The sequence below is a fragment of the Streptococcus ferus DSM 20646 genome, from assembly GCF_000372425.1.
Classification (GTDB): domain Bacteria; phylum Bacillota; class Bacilli; order Lactobacillales; family Streptococcaceae; genus Streptococcus; species Streptococcus ferus.
In genome coordinates, this window is record NZ_AQVD01000002.1 from 261,618 (window position 1) to 280,185 (window position 18,568).

Annotated in this window: 20 protein-coding genes and 1 riboswitch; of the genes, 9 read left to right on the plus strand and 11 right to left on the minus strand. The window is 41.0% G+C overall.

The window, feature by feature from the left end:
* Positions 1-88: 88 nt before the first annotated feature.
* On the minus strand, positions 89-481 hold the full coding sequence (locus A3GY_RS0104225) for a YwiB family protein (RefSeq protein WP_018030165.1): 393 nt from the start codon (positions 479-481) through the stop codon (positions 89-91).
* A gap of 91 nt (positions 482-572) precedes the next feature.
* On the opposite strand from A3GY_RS0104225, the gene A3GY_RS0104230 reads away from it, so the two are divergent.
* From A3GY_RS0104230 to A3GY_RS0104245, 4 genes are all read left to right on the plus strand, one after another.
* Positions 573-1,895, plus strand: coding sequence for an HD domain-containing protein (locus A3GY_RS0104230; protein ID WP_018030166.1), 1,323 nt, complete (start codon positions 573-575; stop codon positions 1,893-1,895).
* A 245-nt stretch (positions 1,896-2,140) separates the two neighbouring features.
* Positions 2,141-2,950, plus strand: a complete 810-nt coding sequence (gene yidA, locus A3GY_RS0104235) for a sugar-phosphatase (protein ID WP_018030167.1) — start codon at positions 2,141-2,143, stop codon at positions 2,948-2,950.
* Positions 2,950-4,164 (plus strand): aminoacyltransferase, encoded by a 1,215-nt coding sequence (locus A3GY_RS0104240; protein WP_018030168.1) that lies wholly within the window; start codon positions 2,950-2,952, stop codon positions 4,162-4,164. Before yidA ends, A3GY_RS0104240 begins: the two co-directional genes overlap by 1 nt.
* Positions 4,164-5,396, plus strand: coding sequence for an aminoacyltransferase (locus A3GY_RS0104245; protein WP_018030169.1), 1,233 nt, complete (start codon positions 4,164-4,166; stop codon positions 5,394-5,396). The genes A3GY_RS0104240 and A3GY_RS0104245 overlap by 1 nt, the downstream gene beginning before the upstream one ends.
* A 578-nt stretch (positions 5,397-5,974) precedes the next feature.
* On the opposite strand, the gene A3GY_RS09685 is transcribed toward A3GY_RS0104245, so the two are convergent.
* The 3 genes from A3GY_RS09685 to tpiA form a co-directional block, all read right to left on the minus strand.
* The gene (locus A3GY_RS09685; protein ID WP_018030170.1) at positions 5,975-6,112 is read right to left on the minus strand and encodes a hypothetical protein; all 138 of its coding nucleotides are present in this window, start codon (positions 6,110-6,112) and stop codon (positions 5,975-5,977) included.
* A gap of 85 nt (positions 6,113-6,197) precedes the next feature.
* Entirely contained in the window at positions 6,198-6,344 is a 147-nt protein-coding gene (locus tag A3GY_RS10055; protein ID WP_331852231.1) for a Blp family class II bacteriocin, read from the minus strand.
* A 299-nt stretch (positions 6,345-6,643) separates the two neighbouring features.
* Positions 6,644-7,402, minus strand: coding sequence for a triose-phosphate isomerase (gene tpiA / locus A3GY_RS0104260; RefSeq protein ID WP_018030172.1), 759 nt, complete (start codon positions 7,400-7,402; stop codon positions 6,644-6,646).
* Positions 7,403-7,696: 294 nt separating this feature from the next.
* Between tpiA and A3GY_RS0104265 the strand changes: the two genes are divergently transcribed.
* The 3 genes from A3GY_RS0104265 to A3GY_RS0104275 are packed head-to-tail and all read left to right on the plus strand — an operon-like array spanning position 7,697 to position 8,664.
* Positions 7,697-8,260: a hypothetical protein gene (locus A3GY_RS0104265; protein ID WP_018030173.1), complete on the plus strand. Its 564-nt coding sequence runs from the start codon at positions 7,697-7,699 to the stop codon at positions 8,258-8,260.
* Position 8,261: 1 nt separating this feature from the next.
* Positions 8,262-8,480, plus strand: a complete 219-nt coding sequence (locus A3GY_RS0104270; protein WP_018030174.1) for a helix-turn-helix transcriptional regulator — start codon at positions 8,262-8,264, stop codon at positions 8,478-8,480.
* Complete coding sequence (locus A3GY_RS0104275; RefSeq protein ID WP_018030175.1) at positions 8,473-8,664, plus strand: hypothetical protein; 192 nt, start codon at positions 8,473-8,475, stop codon at positions 8,662-8,664. The genes A3GY_RS0104270 and A3GY_RS0104275 overlap by 8 nt, the downstream gene beginning before the upstream one ends.
* A 157-nt stretch (positions 8,665-8,821) precedes the next feature.
* Here A3GY_RS0104275 and tuf read toward each other — a convergent pair whose 3' ends face one another.
* From tuf to A3GY_RS0104315, 7 genes are all read right to left on the minus strand, one after another.
* Complete coding sequence (gene tuf / locus A3GY_RS0104280) at positions 8,822-10,018, minus strand: elongation factor Tu (protein ID WP_018030176.1); 1,197 nt, start codon at positions 10,016-10,018, stop codon at positions 8,822-8,824.
* A 127-nt stretch (positions 10,019-10,145) separates the two neighbouring features.
* Positions 10,146-11,099, minus strand: a complete 954-nt coding sequence (locus A3GY_RS0104285) for an anti sigma factor C-terminal domain-containing protein (protein WP_018030177.1) — start codon at positions 11,097-11,099, stop codon at positions 10,146-10,148.
* Complete coding sequence (locus A3GY_RS0104290; protein WP_018030178.1) at positions 11,083-11,586, minus strand: RNA polymerase sigma factor; 504 nt, start codon at positions 11,584-11,586, stop codon at positions 11,083-11,085. Before A3GY_RS0104290 ends, A3GY_RS0104285 begins: the two co-directional genes overlap by 17 nt.
* 74 nt (positions 11,587-11,660) lie before the next feature.
* Positions 11,661-12,932: a cell division peptidoglycan polymerase FtsW gene (gene ftsW, locus A3GY_RS0104295; protein ID WP_018030179.1), complete on the minus strand. Its 1,272-nt coding sequence runs from the start codon at positions 12,930-12,932 to the stop codon at positions 11,661-11,663.
* A 99-nt stretch (positions 12,933-13,031) separates the two neighbouring features.
* Positions 13,032-15,728, minus strand: coding sequence for a phosphoenolpyruvate carboxylase (gene ppc, locus A3GY_RS0104300; RefSeq protein WP_018030180.1), 2,697 nt, complete (start codon positions 15,726-15,728; stop codon positions 13,032-13,034).
* Between the two features lie 140 nt (positions 15,729-15,868).
* Complete coding sequence (locus A3GY_RS0104310; protein WP_018030182.1) at positions 15,869-16,252, minus strand: DUF4430 domain-containing protein; 384 nt, start codon at positions 16,250-16,252, stop codon at positions 15,869-15,871.
* Positions 16,236-16,748 (minus strand): hypothetical protein, encoded by a 513-nt coding sequence (locus A3GY_RS0104315; RefSeq protein WP_026161928.1) that lies wholly within the window; start codon positions 16,746-16,748, stop codon positions 16,236-16,238. Before A3GY_RS0104315 ends, A3GY_RS0104310 begins: the two co-directional genes overlap by 17 nt.
* 182 nt (positions 16,749-16,930) lie before the next feature.
* On the opposite strand from A3GY_RS0104315, the gene A3GY_RS0104320 reads away from it, so the two are divergent.
* Positions 16,931-17,776 carry a glycoside hydrolase family 25 protein gene (locus A3GY_RS0104320; protein ID WP_026161929.1) on the plus strand — a complete coding sequence of 282 codons (846 nt, stop codon included), beginning with the start codon at positions 16,931-16,933 and terminating at the stop codon, positions 17,774-17,776.
* 49 nt (positions 17,777-17,825) lie between these two features.
* Positions 17,826-17,924, plus strand: a riboswitch (TPP riboswitch).
* A gap of 38 nt (positions 17,925-17,962) precedes the next feature.
* A complete protein-coding gene (gene thiT, locus A3GY_RS0104325) occupies positions 17,963-18,517 on the plus strand; it encodes an energy-coupled thiamine transporter ThiT (protein WP_018030185.1) in 555 nt (184 codons plus the stop codon).
* Positions 18,518-18,568: the final 51 nt, after the last annotated feature.

Below are 18,568 nucleotides of genomic sequence, written 5' to 3' on the forward strand. Positions count from 1 at the left end.
CTTAGTACTTTTTACATTATACCATATTCCTAACCCATTTCAAGAAACTGTTCTTTAAAATCTCAAGTTCCGAATCCTCAACCTCTTATCAGTCTTCTGTCCAAGCAATCTTGAGACGATAATCTGCTAAAACGGCTTCCGTCTGAGGGACAAGCAAGGCATAAGCTAAACAAATGGTCTGATTCTCTCTGTCAAGTTCATAAGTGCTGGTCCGAGATAGGAGCCTCTGTATTCCAAGAGGACTTGGGAGCTGAACCTCTGCATCACCTGCGGCTGTAAAGCGCATCACTGTTTTTGGATTTGAGAAACGTGTCATCATTAAGGATGTCGGCTGAGCTTTAATCAGGACGTTTTCCCCTTCCTCATTCGTGAAGGTTAAGTAAATGCTGTCCTGTTTAGCCGTTAACTGAAGCGGAAAGACTTGTTCTATAATCTCTGTTTCATCGCCAAGATTAATTTCATTTTTTAAATATATCTTCATACCAATTCCTCTCCTGCTGGTGTGGCAAGAATATCCGCCCGCCTCTTGCTTCATTCTACCAAAAAAGCCTTGACTTTGCTATAATGAAAACATGAATGAAAAAGTATTTCGAGACCCCGTTCACAATTATATTCCTGTTGATAATCCTATTATTTACGACCTTATCAACACAAAAGAATTTCAGCGTCTGCGTCGGATCAAGCAGCTTGGCTCATCCAGCTTTACCTTCCATGGAGCTGAACACAGCCGTTTTTCTCACTGCCTAGGTGTCTATCATTTGGCCAGACGTGTGATTGGTATTTTTGAAAAAAAATACCCCGACATCTGGAATCCCGAGGAGTCGCTGCTGACCATGGTAACAGCTCTCTTGCACGATATTGGTCACGGAGCCTATTCGCACACTTTTGAAAGTCTGTTTGGAACGGATCACGAGGAATTCACCCAAAAAATCATTACCGATTCCGAGACAGAAGTCAATGCTGTCTTAAAAAGGGTTTCCCCAGACTTTCCGCATCAGGTTGCCAGCGTCATCAATCACAGTTACCCTAATAAACAGGTCGTCCAGCTCATTTCCAGCCAGATTGATGTAGACCGAATGGACTATCTGCTGAGAGACTCCTATTTTTCTGGCGTTAAGTATGGTGAGTTTGACCTTAGCCGTATCTTACGTGTGATCAGACCACTTGAAAATGGGATTGCTTTCTCGAGCGATGGCATGCATGCAGTTGAAGATTATGTGCTCAGCCGCTACCAGATGTATATGCAGGTCTATTTCCACCCTGCCAGCCGAGCTATGGAAGTCCTCTTAAAGAATCTTCTAAAAAGAGCTCAGGAACTTTATTTAGACCACAAGGACTTTTTCCGTCAAAGTTCGCCCCATCTCGTCCCTTTCTTTGAGAATCAGATTAGCTTGGACGATTACCTTAGTCTGGATGATGGTGTCATGAATACCTATTTCCAGACTTGGATGACCGCTTCTGATAAGATTGATAAGATTCTGGCAGACCTTGCCAAACGATACACAAATCGTAAGGTGTTTAAATCCATTAGCTTCGAAGAAGACGATTCAGAAAAGCTGGCTGTCTTAAGAGATTTAGTCAAATCGGTAGGCTTTGAACCTGACTATTATACCGCGGTTCATAATAACTTTGATCTACCTTATGATGTCTATAAACCTGACAGTCAACAATCGCGGACCCAAATTGAAATGATCCAGGAAGACGGGACACTCATCGAACTCTCTCAATTATCTGATTTAGTCCGCACCTTATCTGGAACTATTCACGGTGACCGACGCTTTTATTTCCCAAGAGAGATGCTGACCTCAGGGGGACTCTTTGCCGACAGCAAGACTAACTTCCAGAGTTACATTAGCAACAAGCGCTTTAAAGACCCAAAAGAGGCTGGGCAATAAGTCCAACCCCTTTTTTGGAGTTCGTGATAACATCTTGACGCAGTGGTTGATTGGCAGATTTGTTCATGTTTCACACTCCAAATCTGATCTAATCAACTGTGCGGGGGTGGGAAGACGAACTCTTTTTCGACTTGTCGAGTTCTTTCCCACTCCCTTTTCGCATCATATCCACCATGACAAACCTACTATTTTTTAGTATGATAATAAGGAAAGAAATTACACATCACCCACTATTGGAGAATATTATGGCCATCAAATTAGTTACTGTTGATATTGACGGAACCCTACTAACCAACAAACGAGAGATCACGCCTCAGGTTTTTGAAGCTATTCAAGCTGCCAAAGCGGCTGGGGTTAAGATTGTCCTAGCAACTGGACGACCTATTATCGGTGTCGAAAATCTTCTGCAAGACCTTCAGCTCAAAGATCCTGGAGACCTTGTGATTACCTTTAACGGCGGACTGGTTCTTGACACTGCAACTGGACAAGAAATCATCAAAGAGACCCTCCCTTACGACGATTATTTAGATATTGAACTGCTCAGCCGTAAACTCGGCGTGCACTTTCATGCCATCACAAAAGAGGGCATCTATACGGCAAACCGCGATATTGGCAAATATACCGTACACGAGGCAACCTTAGTCAATATGCCTGTCTTTTACCGGACACCTGAAGAAATGACGGATAAAGAAATCATTAAGACCATGATGATTGATGAACCGGCTCTCTTAGATGCTGCCATTGCTAAAATTCCCCAGGAATTCTATGAGAGATTTACCATTGTGAAATCAACTCCCTTCTACCTAGAGATTATCCCTAAGGCCGTCAGCAAAGGGGAAGCCCTTCTGCATTTGGCCGAAACATTAGGGCTGTCAAAAGAAGAGACGATGGCTATCGGAGATGAAGAAAACGACCGTGCCATGTTAGAAGTTTCAGGAAATCCTGTTGTCATGGCAAACGGCAATCCAGAATTAAAGAAAATCGCCAAATATATCACCAAATCTAACGAAGAGAGCGGTGTTGCACACGCCATCAGAGAGTGGGTATTAAACTAATGTATTCTTATAAAATCGGTATTTCTAAAGAAGAACACGACAGCTTTGTCAAAAAGAGCCAGCAGACGAATCTCCTGCAGAGTGCCAACTGGGCACAGGTGAAAGATGACTGGGGAAATGAGAGAATTGGCTTTTATCAAGATCAAACCTTAGTCGCTTCTGCCTCTATCCTAATCCGTCCTCTCCCTCTAGGCATGACCATGTTTTATATCCCGCGCGGTCCCGTCATGGACTACCAAAATCGGGAACTGCTTACTTTCGTCCTCGACTCTTTAAAAACAGTAGCTAAAGCCAAGCGTGCCCTGTTTATCAAGTTTGATCCCTTCATCTTGTTTGAGCATTTTCAGATTGATGCGGAGCCTGTCTCCAACCCTGATGCACAAGAAATCATCGACACTCTTAAAGCGTATGGCTGCGAGTGGCTGGGCCGCACCAGCGACATGGCGGAGAATATTCAGCCTCGTTTTCAGGCTAATATCTATGCGCAAGACTTTTCAGAAGCTGGACTTTCTAAAAAAATGCGGCAAGCGATTCGAACAGCTAAAAATAAAGGCGTCTCTGTTCGCTTCGGAAGTCATGAACTTTTAGCTGATTTCTCAGACCTAATGAAAAAGACAGAAGACCGAAAAGCCATCCATCTCAGAGGTATCGATTACTACCGCAAACTTTTAGAAACCTACCCGAAACATTCCTACATCACCTTAGCTACCTTAAATCTAAAAGACCGTTTGGCAGATTTAGACCAACAATTAGAGCAAAAACAAAACCTTCTGTCATCCTATGATGATAAGGTCAAACCCGGTAAAATTGACAACACCAAAAATGACATTGGACGTTTAACAGACGAAATCAACTTTCTCAAAGAACAGCTTGCCAAGGGCAAACAAACGGTTCCCCTAGCTGGAACCTTAACCCTGGAGTTTGGCGGAACCTCCGAAAACATCTATGCTGGTATGGACGAGGAATTCCGACGCTATCAGGCTGCACTCTATACCTGGTTTGAAACGGCTAATCATGCCTTTGAAAGAGGCTGTCAATGGCAAAATCTGGGAGGCATTGAAAATGACCTCTCCGGCGGACTGTTCAACTTTAAATCAAAGTTCAAACCTGAAATTGAAGAATTTATCGGGGAGTTCAACCTACCGGTTAGCCCTCTCTATAAACTCTCCAACTACGCCTATACCCTGCGCAAGAAATTTAGGAGCAATCATTAATGTCTTTAACAAGCATCAGCAAGGAAGCCTTTTTAGCACACAGTCAAAAGGCCAGTCAGAAGTCATTTATGCAAACTGCGGAAATGGCGGACTTACTTTCAAAAAGAGGCTTTGATACCGATTATATCGCTCTTCTGGAAGATGATCAGATTCAGGTATCAGCCCTCTTGTTCAGCACTCCCATGACTGGCGGACGTTATTTGGAAATCAATTGTGGGCCGGTCGTTACCAATCCTGACTACCTAGCTCAGTTTTATTCAGAGCTCAAAGAGTATGCTCAGGCAAAGGGAGCTCTTGAATTAGTCGTGAAGCCGTATGATACTTACCAAACCTTTGATTCAGATGGGAAAGCGCAAGATCCTAAGCAGGATCAGCTGATTACCATGCTGACGGACTTAGCTTATGTCCATGACGGTCTTCAGTTTGGCTATCCCGGCGGTGAACCTAATTGGCTTTATGTTAAGGATTTGTCAAGCCTTAGTGACCAGACGCTGCTCAAATCTTTCAGTAAGAAAGGGCGTCCTTTGGTCAAAAAGGCCAAAACCTTCGGCACTAAGATTCGCCGGTTAAACCGTGATGACTTGCATCTTTTTAAAGAAATCACATCCGCAACTTCTAATCGTCGTGATTATAGTGACAAGAGTTTAGATTATTATCAAGATTTCTATGATGCCTTTGGGTCACAAGCAGAGTTCATGGTTGCCAGCCTTAATTTTCAGGACTACCGCAACCACCTAAAAAAAGATCAGGATAAACTAGCCACTAAAATCCAAAAATTACAGAAGGATTTGGAACAAAATCCCTCATCCGATAAGAAGCATAATCAGTTAAGAGAGCTCTCCAGTCAATTTGACACCTTTAGTGAACGGCTGAAAGAGGCTAAAGAACTGATTGCCAAATATGGAAATGACGATATTATTTTGGCAGGCAGTCTCTTCGTCTACACTCCCCAGGAAGCCGTTTACCTTTTCTCCGGTTCCTATCCTGAATTTAATAAATTCTACGCTCCAGCCCTGCTTCAGGAACATGTCATGCTGGAGGCCATCAAACGCGGCATTCCTTTTTATAATTTATTAGGGATTACGGGACATTTCGACGGCTCAGATGGTGTACTTCGCTTCAAACAGAACTTCAACGGCTATATTGTCCGTAAGATGGGAACCTTCCGCTACCACCCAAAACCATTGAAATATAAACTCATTCAAGCACTTAAAAAGATTTTAAGGCGCTAGTCCACTATCACCAAACAATGCAAAAAGAAGCCTCCAGATAAGGGACTTCTTTTTGCATTGTTTGCTAGATTCGACTGCCAAACCCTTCATAGAGGACAAACGAAATTGTTATCTATCCCCCCGATAATGCCATCTATTGTGAATCTACTCCTAATCACACCTCTTTTATTTAGAGAAAAACTTACTTAACAAATAGGGATATTTAGCACTATTCCGCCCGTCCGACCACAAGCATAAAGATCCATAACATGCCTGAAGGTACTCAGATAAGCATAGCTCCTTCTGCAACATGACCATTTAAAGCTGCATGCAAAGCCTGATAGATAAACTCATTTTTTGTCCATCTTCTTATATTCCCTTAACATACCAAATAAAAACAGCAACATACCAATGAAAGCAAATAGCATCTGCACAACATTATTTGAAGTAAAAAGAACCCTAACCCCTAAACATATAATAACCAATGTACAAGGAACGACTAGATATTTTTTCACAGCATTAACTCAGATAATACAATCAATGAACAGTATTGTAACAAAAAGCAGTACTGCCACCTGCAAAACCAGCAGCAGCACCACCTATACCAAAAAGTGTACCGCCCATAATAGTACCCCGACAGTACCTAAGATACATTGAGTACCGTAACCACTACCATTAATCTTGGATAGCGTTTTTACATCAATGACTTCAAATTGTTCTAAAATGTAGTTATTCATAACTTACCTCCATTCCATAGCTACTCTGTTTTCAACTATTCTTACTAAAAACAGAACGTTGCTGCCCCAACCATTGCACCACCAACTAACCCCCAGGACCACCGACTGCTCCAAGTCCACCTGTACTAAGAATTCCCAGTGCACAGTCCGACAATCCTCCTTTAACTGCAGAAAGGGATTCATTATCCATTACATCAAATCGTTCACATACTGTTGTCGTCATATCATACATCCCCCATTTTAATTCTTTGTCTGGCTGGCCAGCTGACAGATTGAGTATAACACTTTTATGCTCAAACCAAAATAAAAAGTCGCAAATGGTATGGATTTTATCCTAAACAGCAAGAAAAAAATTTCAATCTATTTTCGTATGTATTTTCAACATCCTTGCAACAGGTGAATCAGCAACAACAGCAAATGCTCTAATCCCCTTCAACAAAAGCGAGTAGGTAACTTCTGCTTAGTTTAAAATTGCAAGATGAAAAACACGGTTGATAAAATCAACCGTGTTTTTCATCTAAGCTGCTTGACTTATTTGACAAAATCAAGTAAAGCTAAGAAGCTCTCAGCTTCAAGTGAGGCACCACCAACGAGTGCGCCATCAACATCTGGACAAGCCATGTAATCAGCAACATTTTCAGGTTTAACAGAACCACCGTATTGAACGCGAACTTTATCAGCTACTTCTTGACCGAAATCTGCAGCCACAACATCACGAACCGCTTTACACATGTTTTGTGCATCATCTTGAGTCGCAGATTTACCTGTCCCGATTGCCCAAATTGGTTCATAAGCGATAACCAATGACGCAACTTGATCAGCAGACAAGCCTTTCAAGGCTGCAGAGACTTGAGCCCCTACAAACTCAACTGCTTTACCAGCTTCATAGGTTTCAAGTGACTCACCACAGCAAATGATTGGCAGCAAACCATTACGGAAGATAGCATGTGCTTTTTTATTGATGTCTTCATCTGTTTCATGGAAGTAATCGCGACGCTCTGAGTGACCGATAACAACATAATCAACACCCATTTCAGCCAATACTTTTGGAGACGTTTCACCAGTGAAGGCACCCGCATCTTCAAAGTAGCAGTTTTGAGCAGCAACTTTTAATTCAGAATCTTTCGCGAACCATAAGAGAGCATTTAAATCAACAGCTGGGGCTGCGATAGCTGCTTCAATTTTGTCGCCAGCAGGCAATTTACCTTCCAAAGCTGCAACAAATTCTTGTGCTTCTTGAGGGTTTTTGTTCATTTTCCAGTTTCCAGCAATAATTGGTTTACGTGACATTTCACATACCTCTTCTTCTTTTATTTTACAACCATCATTGTAGCACATTTCTAAGAAATATTAAAGACTATTTACTGCATTTTATAAGCGATTATGAAACAACCCATTCTATGTTTCACATCCCATACCATCACAAAAAATAAGTTATAAATACCTCACATTTTTCTTGACAAAGATCTTGTAAAGTGATATATTTATAACAGAAAGAGTTATAAATATATCACTTTGCGTGCATAAAAAAAGATCTTTCCTATAAAACGCGAACCTAAGATTCAATAGTAAGGAGGACGGTTCATGAATAAACAATCTAAATGGACATTCATTATCGGAATGGTTATAACAATTGGTATCTGGCTCTTCACGCCTAATTCACATCCTTTGTGGATAAAGCACACTATTTTAGGTATTTTAAGCCTCTATCAAATCATCATTTTTATCATTTTCGCAAAGATGAAAACACCACCGAAAGAAGAAGGCCATTTCGGTCTGACCGAAAAACTCTATACCCTAACTCTATTTTTAGCTATGGCTATTTACATCAAGGGGCTTTGGGCTATACTACCCTTCACTTGGATGACACATCTTATTTGTGGGAGTTGCCTTTTCACTATGGTTCTTTTCTTCCTCTACTTTGCTTTTAAGAAAGTAGAGGAAAGACCCGATGAGCGCTTCTACGCTGATTTGTCAAAGGCAGCCTGCCTCACACTGGTCGTCCTCTTACTTGGCTTTCTACTTCTCAGTGTCTTCACTTTCTTTATTCCCTTCACTCTGCAGGCTGGTATGATTTTGATTTTCAGTGCTGCTATGATTTTGATCTTTGACTTTGCCTTTTTCGTCTTCGAAAAGAGAGGTGACTAAAATGGCAAATATCATAACCAACCTCAAAGACTGGCGGAAAGAGAGAAAAATGAGCCAACAAGAACTAGCTCAATTAGTCGGTGTACGACGGGAAACCATTGTACATCTGGAAAATAACCGTTACAACCCCTCACTTGAAATGGCATTAAAGATTGCTGACATTTTTAATTGTCATGTCGAAGAACTCTTTCAACTTAAAAAGGAGGCAAAAAATGACTAAAACTATAACTTGCTCATACTGCGGGGCTTCCGATACCATCCTTTGCAAACAACCACACGGCTATGCTGGCGTAACTCCTGCAGACAAAAAAATGGCCTTTAACGGCCAAACCCTCTACCACGACATCTGCAAAACCTGTGGAACCGTGGTCCGCTCCTTTGTCAATGACCCTAAAAAATTGTAAACGATGCAAAAATCCCTAGAACTTCTGTTCTAGGGATTTCCTACTTTACCATCCCACTTCTGTTAGGTAATTCCAAACATAAAAAAACTCACTACCTTGCGGTAGTGAGCCAATTAAGAGTTGTCTGACTCTAATTGCTAGATGGGAACTTAATTTCTTAAGCTTCGATTTCTGAAACGATACCTGAACCAACAGTACGTCCACCTTCACGAATAGAGAAAGTAGTACCTTGTTCAACGGCGATTGGGTGGATCAATTCAACGTCGATAGTCACGTTATCACCAGGCATAACCATTTCAGTACCTGCTGGCAATTCGATTGAACCAGTTACGTCAGTTGTACGGAAGTAGAACTGTGGACGGTAGTTGTTGAAGAATGGTGTATGACGTCCACCTTCTTCTTTAGTAAGGATGTAAACTTCACCTTTAAATTTAGTGTGTGGGTTGATTGAACCTGGTTTAGCCAATACTTGACCACGTTCGATTTCATCACGTTGCACACCACGGAGAAGCACACCAACGTTATCACCAGCAAGACCTTCGTCCAATTGTTTACGGAACATTTCAACACCGGTAACAACTGCTTTAGTGATTTCGTCTTTGATACCAACGATTTCAACTTCATCGTTGACTCTTACAGTACCACGATCGATACGTCCTGAAGCTACAGTACCACGACCTGTGATTGAGAATACATCTTCGACTGGAAGAAGCAATGGTTTGTCAGTATCACGTTCTGGTTCTGGGATGTACTCATCAACGGTTTTCATCAATTCCATGATAACATCTTCTTGAGCAGTATCACCTTCAAGCGCTTTAAGAGCTGAACCTTGGATAACTGGAAGGTCATCACCTGGGAAATCATATTCTGAAAGCAGGTCACGGATTTCCATTTCAACCAATTCAAGCAATTCTTCATCGTCAACCAAGTCAACTTTGTTCATGAAGACGATAAGGTGTTTAACACCTACCTGACGTGAAAGAAGGATGTGCTCACGAGTTTGTGGCATTGGTCCATCTGTAGAAGCTACTACAAGGATTGCACCGTCCATTTGGGCAGCACCAGTGATCATGTTTTTAACATAGTCCGCGTGTCCTGGAGCGTCGATATGCGCATAGTGACGGTTCTCAGTTTCATACTCAACGTGTGCAGTGTTGATAGTGATACCGCGTTCGCGTTCTTCTGGAGCAGCATCGATGGATGCATAGTCTTTAGGCTGGTTAACAGCACTTGGAAGACGACGTGCAAGAACAGTTGTGATAGCTGCAGTCAAAGTAGTTTTACCGTGGTCAACGTGTCCAATGGTACCAATGTTAACGTGAGGTTTACTACGATCGTATTTTTCTTTTGCCATTTTGGGAAAAGCCTCCAATAAAATATATTTTATAGATAGACAGTAGGCAATACAGTCTAACTTTACCTTACTATTTTAACAAATTGTCCAAGAAATGCAAGTACTTTATGTCTTTTTTGAACATTCTTTATTTGGTCAGTCTGTGGTAGGGTAAGATAGCCACCGATTGACCAATATTTGTCGCATAAATCCATGTTTTGCCTTTGAGTTGCGCAAAGTTTTCCGCCTTTCCTGTCAATATTATCCCTGAAAACTTGGCTGTTTGGAAAGTCTTGTTTTCCTTTAAAAAAGTTTTGGCGTCATCTTTCAGTACCAAGTCGTCTCCAAAATTGACATCCAGATACTTTTGGGATACCGCTTTTTTCAAATTTCTCGAAAAGGTCTTGAAATCATAGTTGGATAAGAGACCCGAATCTGATGCTGCCAAGCCCAGCTGATCTTGAGGAGAAAGATAGGACGTATCAAACTTGCTGCTGGTGCCGATCCATAACCAATTCAGCAGTAAATTATCCGGCAGCCTTTCTTTTATTTCTTCATAGGTGTAAGGTTTATCGAAAGTGACTGCTACTTCTACGGCCTGATTTTTCATTTGAGCAAGACTATCAACATCTTGAGTGACTTTTGCGCTGTGCTCGGTCGATTGGTGATTGATATTATAAAAGATGGGTACTTTATATTTATTCTGCTGGGTATAAACCGATCGACGATCGCTGCTCAGATAAGTCCAGTCATTCATATCAACTCTGTCAGAATAAATCAGGGAATAACGCCCCTCCATACTTTCATAAGGAATTTCAATCCCATCAATATTCTTACTCCGATTAGATTCAAACTGACCGGTAAATAAGGAAGTGGGATTAAAATACCAATTTTGGTGGGAAATATTAGGATAAGCAACTTCCGACATCAAAAGGTAGCTGTCTTTGATACGGTTAGCATTGTGATTGGTTACTTCCCTTAAAACCTTGATACCCAGTCCTAAACTAAACATCACCACCAGGCTAGTCAAAACGACCGTTTTAATTAAGGTTCGGCGTTTACTTTTCTTGGCAATTTTTTCAAAATCATTGGAAATCTTCATTATGGTATCCTTCTTTCTCTAAAATTTCGCGCAACTGCCGGCGCCCCCTCATCAGGATGACTTTGACATTGCTGATCGATAAATGAAGCACTTGACTAATTTCATGAACTGACAGCTCTTGGAAATAATATAATTCAACAACCATACGATAGTTTTCCTTTAGGGAACGAACAGCTTGATAAAGTGGTTCATAATCCAAACCATCGATCCTCTGAACGGACTCTTTACCAAAGAATTCTTTTTGCAAAATCTCTTGATATTTCTTATCGCGGCGATATGTGTCAATATAAGTTCTAATAGCTGTTCGGTACATCCAGGCTCTCATTTTTTCAGGCGGGAGAACAATCTCGCTTTCTAGCATCTTGACAAGAATATCTTGGCTGATATCAAAAGCTGTCTCTGGGGCAACACCTGATTTTTTTAAGTAATAAACTATCTCCCTAGCAAAGCCCAGCAGTTCTTTTTCATAATCATCTAGCTTAATCATCCTCACCTCCTTTTCACTTATATAACGATTGAACAGCCTATCTGGTTACAAAAAAAATCGGATCATTCCGATTTTTAGTTATAGTTTGATTGATACCTTTCCTCAACAAAAACATCTTCTGGATCACGCTGAGCTTCATCAGCTTCCCGATAAATCTCTTCACGTTTTTCATTGGCATCAATATTCAGGACAAAACCGATGGCTACTGATAAAACTAAGAGGCTATTCCCACCTTGAGACAGGAAAGGAAAAGTCACCCCTGTCGAGGGAATTAAACCTGAGATACCACCAATATTAACAAAGACCTGCATGAGAAGCATCGCCCCAACACCTAGTGCAATCATGGCATTAAATGGATTCTTCGCTTTAACACCTACAAGGAGAATCCTTAAAATGAGAAAGAAGACCAGAGCTAAAATAAGGCCGGCTCCAATAAGGCCCAGTTCCTCAATGACGATTGAAAAAACAAAGTCCGTTTGCGCTTCTGGCAGATAACCACGTTTTTCAATAGAATTTCCAAGACCGCGACCAAACCAGCCGCCGTTACTCATCGCATAGTAAGAGTTGGCCAACTGGTGACCTGCATCTGTCACATCTTTAAAGGGATTGAAGAAAGCACTGAAACGCTTGGCAACATAGCCAAAGAAGGGAACTTTACTCATGGTTTCCACGCCAACAACACTAATAAGTCCTAGGAATAAAGCTGAGAGGGTCACGATACTGGTCAGTAAGGCTGAAAACCAGCGGTAACCAATCCCACTGATCGAATACATAATCACAGCCGTCAAAACAATAATGGTTGCATTTCCTAAGTCCGGCTGTGCGGCTACCAGAAGAATCAAGAATAGGGCATAGACACGCCAATCTTTCAGATCATCCATCCTTCTTGGAATCCATTTGCGTTTGGTGAGGGCCTGATAATCATACACTTCAATGTCATGCTGTTTCTTAGCAAAGGTATAGGCTAAAAACCAAACCATAATCAGCTTAAGATACTCTGCTGGCTGAAAACTAATGGGCCCTAAAACAATCCATCCGTGAGCCCCATTGACTTCTTTAGTGAAGAAACGGGCAACCAGCAAAAGGACAACTTCAACCAACATAGCAACGGTTAAAGTTGCTTTATTCTTTAAAAAATTTAATCTTAGGTGATATATAAACAGAATGGCTAAAATACTAATTATCCAAAAAACACCTTGGTTGATAACTGATCTGAAGGGATTCAACCCATATTGGATGAGGCTTGCGCTAGTGGTTGAGTAGACTACAATTAGTCCCAAAACAGACAGAATCAAATAAGGCAAGAGAATGGAATAATTGAGCAGGTGCCTTTTGTTAATCTTCATGGGAACCTCTTCACTATTTTCTTGTCAATAACATTAGCATTATATCATCTTTTAGAGGGAAACAAAAGCAAAAGAAAAACTAGGATTTCTCCTAGTTTTCTAACCTGAATTACGCAATCCTGTCGCAATCCCGTTAATTGTTGTATGGATAAGGCTGAGGTGATCCTCAGACAATTCTCCATTCCGCTGACGTTTAATTAACTCGATTTGGACATAATTCAATACATTGAAATAAGGCATACGGAAATCTAGGCTGGCTTTAAGAAATTTATTTTCCTCCAAGAAACTCTTTTGATTTTCAATGGCTAAAATAATATTCTTCGTCAGCTGCCATTCGTCCAAGATGATATTAAAGACTTCTCTGGTTTCCTCGTCCTGACAAAGTTTTGCATATTCAAAAGCAATATTCATATCTGCTTTTGACAGCACCATATCAACATTTGACAAGAGCGAGTGGAAGAAAGGCCAATTTTGATACATATCCTGCAATTTTGATAAATTAGCAGGATCCTTATCAATAAACTGCTTAAAAGCAGACCCTACTCCATACCAGCCTGGAAACATAATGCGGTTTTGTGACCAAGAGAAGACCCAAGGGATAGCGCGCAGCCCACTGATCTCAGTAATTGTTTTCCGAGCAGCTGGTCTGGAACCGATATTTAGACTGGAAATCTCACGAATTGGACTAGCCGAAAAGAAATAGTCATAGAAATGATCATTGCCAAAAACAAGATCCCTATAAATAATGTTACTATCTGCAACGATACCATCCATAATGTCACGGTAGCCAAATAGCTTTTCGCCGTCTACAACCCTCCGAGTAACGATACGATCCAAGGTAGCTGAAACCATCATTTCTAAATTATAATAAGCCACATCCTTGTTGCCATATTTATTTCCGATGACTTCCCCTTGTTCTGTCAGGCGAATACGATCATTGATGGAACCAAAAGGTTGCGAGGTAATTGCTTCATAAGAAGGACCACCACCACGTCCAACCGTTCCGCCGCGTCCGTGGAAGAAGGTAATCTTAACCCCTCGTTCTGCTCCAATGTCAGTCAATTCATTTTGGGCCTTATAAAGCGTCCAACCTGATGACAGATAGCCACCGTCTTTATTAGAGTCTGAATACCCTAGCATGATTTCCTGATAGTTATTCTTAGAGGCAATCCATCTCTTGACAAGGTCATAATCGAGGTATTCTCTCATAATCGCTCTCGAATTATCTAGATCTTCAATGGTTTCAAAGAGAGGAACAACCTGAATACGAGCACTTTGATCATTGAGGAGGCCAACTTCTTTTAACATGATAGCCAGTTCAAACATATCAGAAACACTCTCAGTATGAGAGATGATATGCTGTTTGATAACTTCATCTCCAAGTTTATCTTTCAGCTCACGCGCCGCCTGAAAAATAGCTAGCTCTTTTTGGAGCAATTCAGACTTATCAGCCTGAGATGACGACAGAGTTCTTGGATCCTCCAGCAACTCCTTCAGGAGAACCTGACATTTCTGCTCTTCTGAAAGACTGCTGTAATCTGCTTCAATGTTAGCTGATTTTAAAAGTTCAGCAACACAGGCTTCATGCACGCTTGAGTCCTGACGCATATCAATACTAGCCAGGTAAAAACCAAAAATATCCACGGCTTGCAAAATCTCTGTCAAATCACCTGTAATCAAAGCCTCATCATTATTTTCCAGCAAGGATGCTCGGATTGTTAGGAGATCTTCCTTGAAATCTGCCGCTTTTGCATAATAAGGCTCTACTAAAAGATCCTTTTTGATAAAAGCAAGTGTGTTTTCCAGTTTTTCCTCAATATAATAGAAAGCCTTGCGATAAGGTTCCTTTTCACGGTATTCTGATAAATCCCTCGACAGTTCTGCCATTTTGGATACTCTAGGACTGACCTGAGAAAGACTCGTTGACAGGGAAAATGTTCGATACAAAACAGCAATCTTTTCTAAGTAGTAAGTGAGAATGACTTCGCTTTGAACCGTCGCTGATAATTTAAGGGTCTCAGCTGTCACATAAGGATTACCGTCTCTGTCTCCCCCTATCCACATCCCCATAGTGATGGGTTTCGCATCTTTTAATGTGATTCCCTGATGAGAAGCCAATTCCTTGTATTCGGTGACAAATTTAGTAATCGCTTTAATCAGAGAAGGATTGTAGTATTCCATGACATTAGTGATTTCATTAGTGACCTTAAGCTTTTTCTCCCGAATAATGTCCGTCTGCATGATAATTTCAATATAACGGCGCATATCTTCATACCATTTTTTTCTATTGAAAGAACCCGATTTGACATCGCGATACTTTCGAAGAAGGTCGTGAATCTTATTGGTCAGATCAAGCATGGTCTTACGCTGCACCTGCGTCGGATGGGCCGTCAATACAGGGACAACATTGACATTTTCCAGCAGTTCTTGGGCTTTCTCCTGACCGGAAACCAACTCAATAGCTGATGATAATTTGCCAAGATAGTCTTGATCCGTATTATTCATATAGTTAATTTGATAAGCTAAATCCACATCTTCAGAAATATTGATGAGAAGCGGTAAAATAGAAAAGTATCTGGACACAACTTCCATTTCATCTGTTGAGAGTTTTGCAACCTCTGCTTCCAACTCCTGGTGTTTTCCCTGAACAGAAAGATCTTTCAAAAGATTGATTTTATCAAAGGTGGACGCTTTCACCATTGACTGCGTTGCTTGATTTAACAAATCCGTCAAAATAGTGATTTCTTCTCGGATAACTTCCTTATTTTTACTATTTTCTAAGCGATTGAAAGGCACAAGTTCACTCCTCTTTCTATTTTATTTCTTCTATCATATCACTTTTAAAATAAAAGTAAATGTTAAATAGGTGAGAAGCTTCTTTTACTTTGTCAATTTTCTGATTTTTGTGCATTTTCAATAAAAAAAGACTAGTTTGCCTAGTCTTCATCAGAATATACTTTTTGATAAAACTCAATTTTATCACCGTCTTTGGCTTTGATCTGGTTGGCAGCTTTAGAGGCCAGTTTCCCATTAACCTTAAACATCCAATAAAGCCCGGCCTTTTCATCCTGTTGCTTACCGTCAATAGAGGTAATAAAACCGTTGGTCTCCTTGACCTTGTAATTAGCCTTCAAGACATCCATGACGGTATCTCCTTTTTCAAAGGTAACGACCTCATCAGTTGTATTGGTACCAACAGTCACAATGAGCTGAACTTTAAGCTCTTTGCTGCTCCTGCTGCCAGTCGACTCGGATTGAGCACAGGCTGTCAGTAGCAAAAAAGAGAGAAATAACGTCAAAAAGCTAAAGATTTTCTTCATAAGTGGTAAATCTCCTAAAAATAGTTGTAATGAGGGGGTAAAACAAAACCGTTGATAAACAGTGGGCTAAATTAAAGTAAAGACCCGATATCAACATCGGCCACACCGGACTTCCAAAAAGCACAGCTGAATAGGTATCAATCATGATACCATAAATCAGTGCTGCAAGACCTGCTCCTAGACTCTCCAAAAGCTGCTTCTTTCCAGCCGCCTTAATCCGTCTCAAAGCAGGATGATAGAGGAAAAACCAAAAACACAGAGCAGCTGCATAACTGATGAATTGCCCCAGAACCCATGGGCCGAAACCTAGAACAAAACTAGTGATCAGCATAGTCATGACCATCACCAATAGGCCCTCTCCCAATCCATAAAACAGCGTATAGCTTAAAAAAATGGCTGTTATTGGCTTTATATTTGGAAATAACCCAAAGGCAAGGCGAAGAGCAATGCACAAGGCCGAAAATACGGCAATCCGGCTTATTTTTTTAAGTGTCATCTTATCTCCCAGATTTCTTTCACAATGTCTAATGTAGCCCATTGCTTTTCTTCTGTCAAGTATGACTTTATGACAGCCTCACGCTTGTCATTTTAGGCAGGAAAAAAGAAAAAGAAGGTCATTTAGGGCCGAAAAAGTGCCCTGCTTTGCTTTTTTGCAGACTTTAAGATAAAATAGGACTGATGAGAAGAAGAATTAAGCCTGTGTTTGTACTCGCTTTCTTTGCCCTAGTGCTTTCCTTCGTCATTATTGGTAAAATCAATTCTGACAAGATAAAAAGTAAAGAACTGGCTACTGCCCAAAAGGAGAAGCCTCTGACGGGCCAGACAAAAACGAAAATAACGACAAACTCAGATGACAACGAATTTGTGCTTAATCCGATTATCGATGTCTCCGGTTGGCAGCTGCCAAGTGAGATTGACTATGACACCTTATCCCAAAATATTTCAGGAGCTATTGTTCGTGTTCAGGGGGGCTCAGGGATTTCTAAAAAGAATAATGCTGCTCATAGTTCTGGTATCGATAAATCCTTTAAGACACACATTAAAGAATTCCAGAAACGCAATGTTCCTGTCGCGGTATATGCCTATGTCAGAGGTTCTAGCGTTAAGGAAATGAAAAAAGAGGCACAGACCTTCTATAAGAATGCGTCACCTTTTAATCCGACCTACTACTGGCTAGATGTGGAAGAAAAGACCATGTCTAACATGGACAAAGGGGTAAAAGCCTTTAGGGATGAACTGCGGCGTCTTGGTGCAGAAAATATCGGTATCTATATTGGAACCTACTTCATGGAAGAACACAGCATCTCAACTGATGGATTTGACGCCATTTGGATTCCGACTTATGGAACGGATTCTGGTTATTTTGAAGCCACTCCGAAGACGGAACTGGATTATGACCTACATCAGTACACCTCCCAAGGTTATCTCAATGGTTTCAGCCAGCCGCTGGATTTAAACCAGATTTCAGTCAATAAGGATACCAAAACAACCTTTGAGAAACTTTTCGGAAAAATCAGTAACTAGGCTTAACCAAGCTTGTTCCATTACTTATAATAAGAATATACATTAATATAAAAACACAAGGGAGTGCTTCTTGCTGAGATCGCTACGGCGAAATCCTAAGGACCTGATCTAGTTAAGACTAGCGTGGGGAATTGTGATGACAAGTGACTAAAACATCTAGGCTCCTTTGCTGAAAGGAGTCTTTTTATGTCAAAAAATCTCGTCATTCTTGTCGAAACTGCCCTTTTTGCTGCTTTAGCAATGGCCTTATCATTTATTCCGGACTTTGCCAGCTGGTTTACACCTTCTTTCGGAGCCATTCCACTAGTCCTCTTCTCACTCAGACGAGGCACGAAATATGGCCTGCTGGCCGGTCTGCTTTGGGGACTGCTGCACTTTGTCTTGGCAAAAGTTTACTACCTATCACTTTCTCAGGTTTTTATTGAATATGTGCTCGCCTTTGCTTCTATGGGATTAGCCGGGGTTATATCACCTTATCTGAAAAAGGCCTTGAAAAAAGATGAGATCGGCAGATCACTTGCCTATGCCAGTCTAGGGGCAGCATTCGCTGTCGGCCTTCGTTATTTTTGGCACTATGTTGCCGGCTTTATCTTTTGGGGTTCTTATGCTCCGAAAGGGATGTCTCCTTTTTGGTACTCTTTCACTGTCAATGGCAGCGCAGGTATCTTGACCTTTTTCGCTGTCCTCTTGGTCCTCCTTGTCCTTATTCCCAAACAAAAACAATTCTTTTTAGCTGATTAAGAAAACTCGCAGAATTCCAGTTTTTTTAGTCCAATCATGTTATGATAAAGT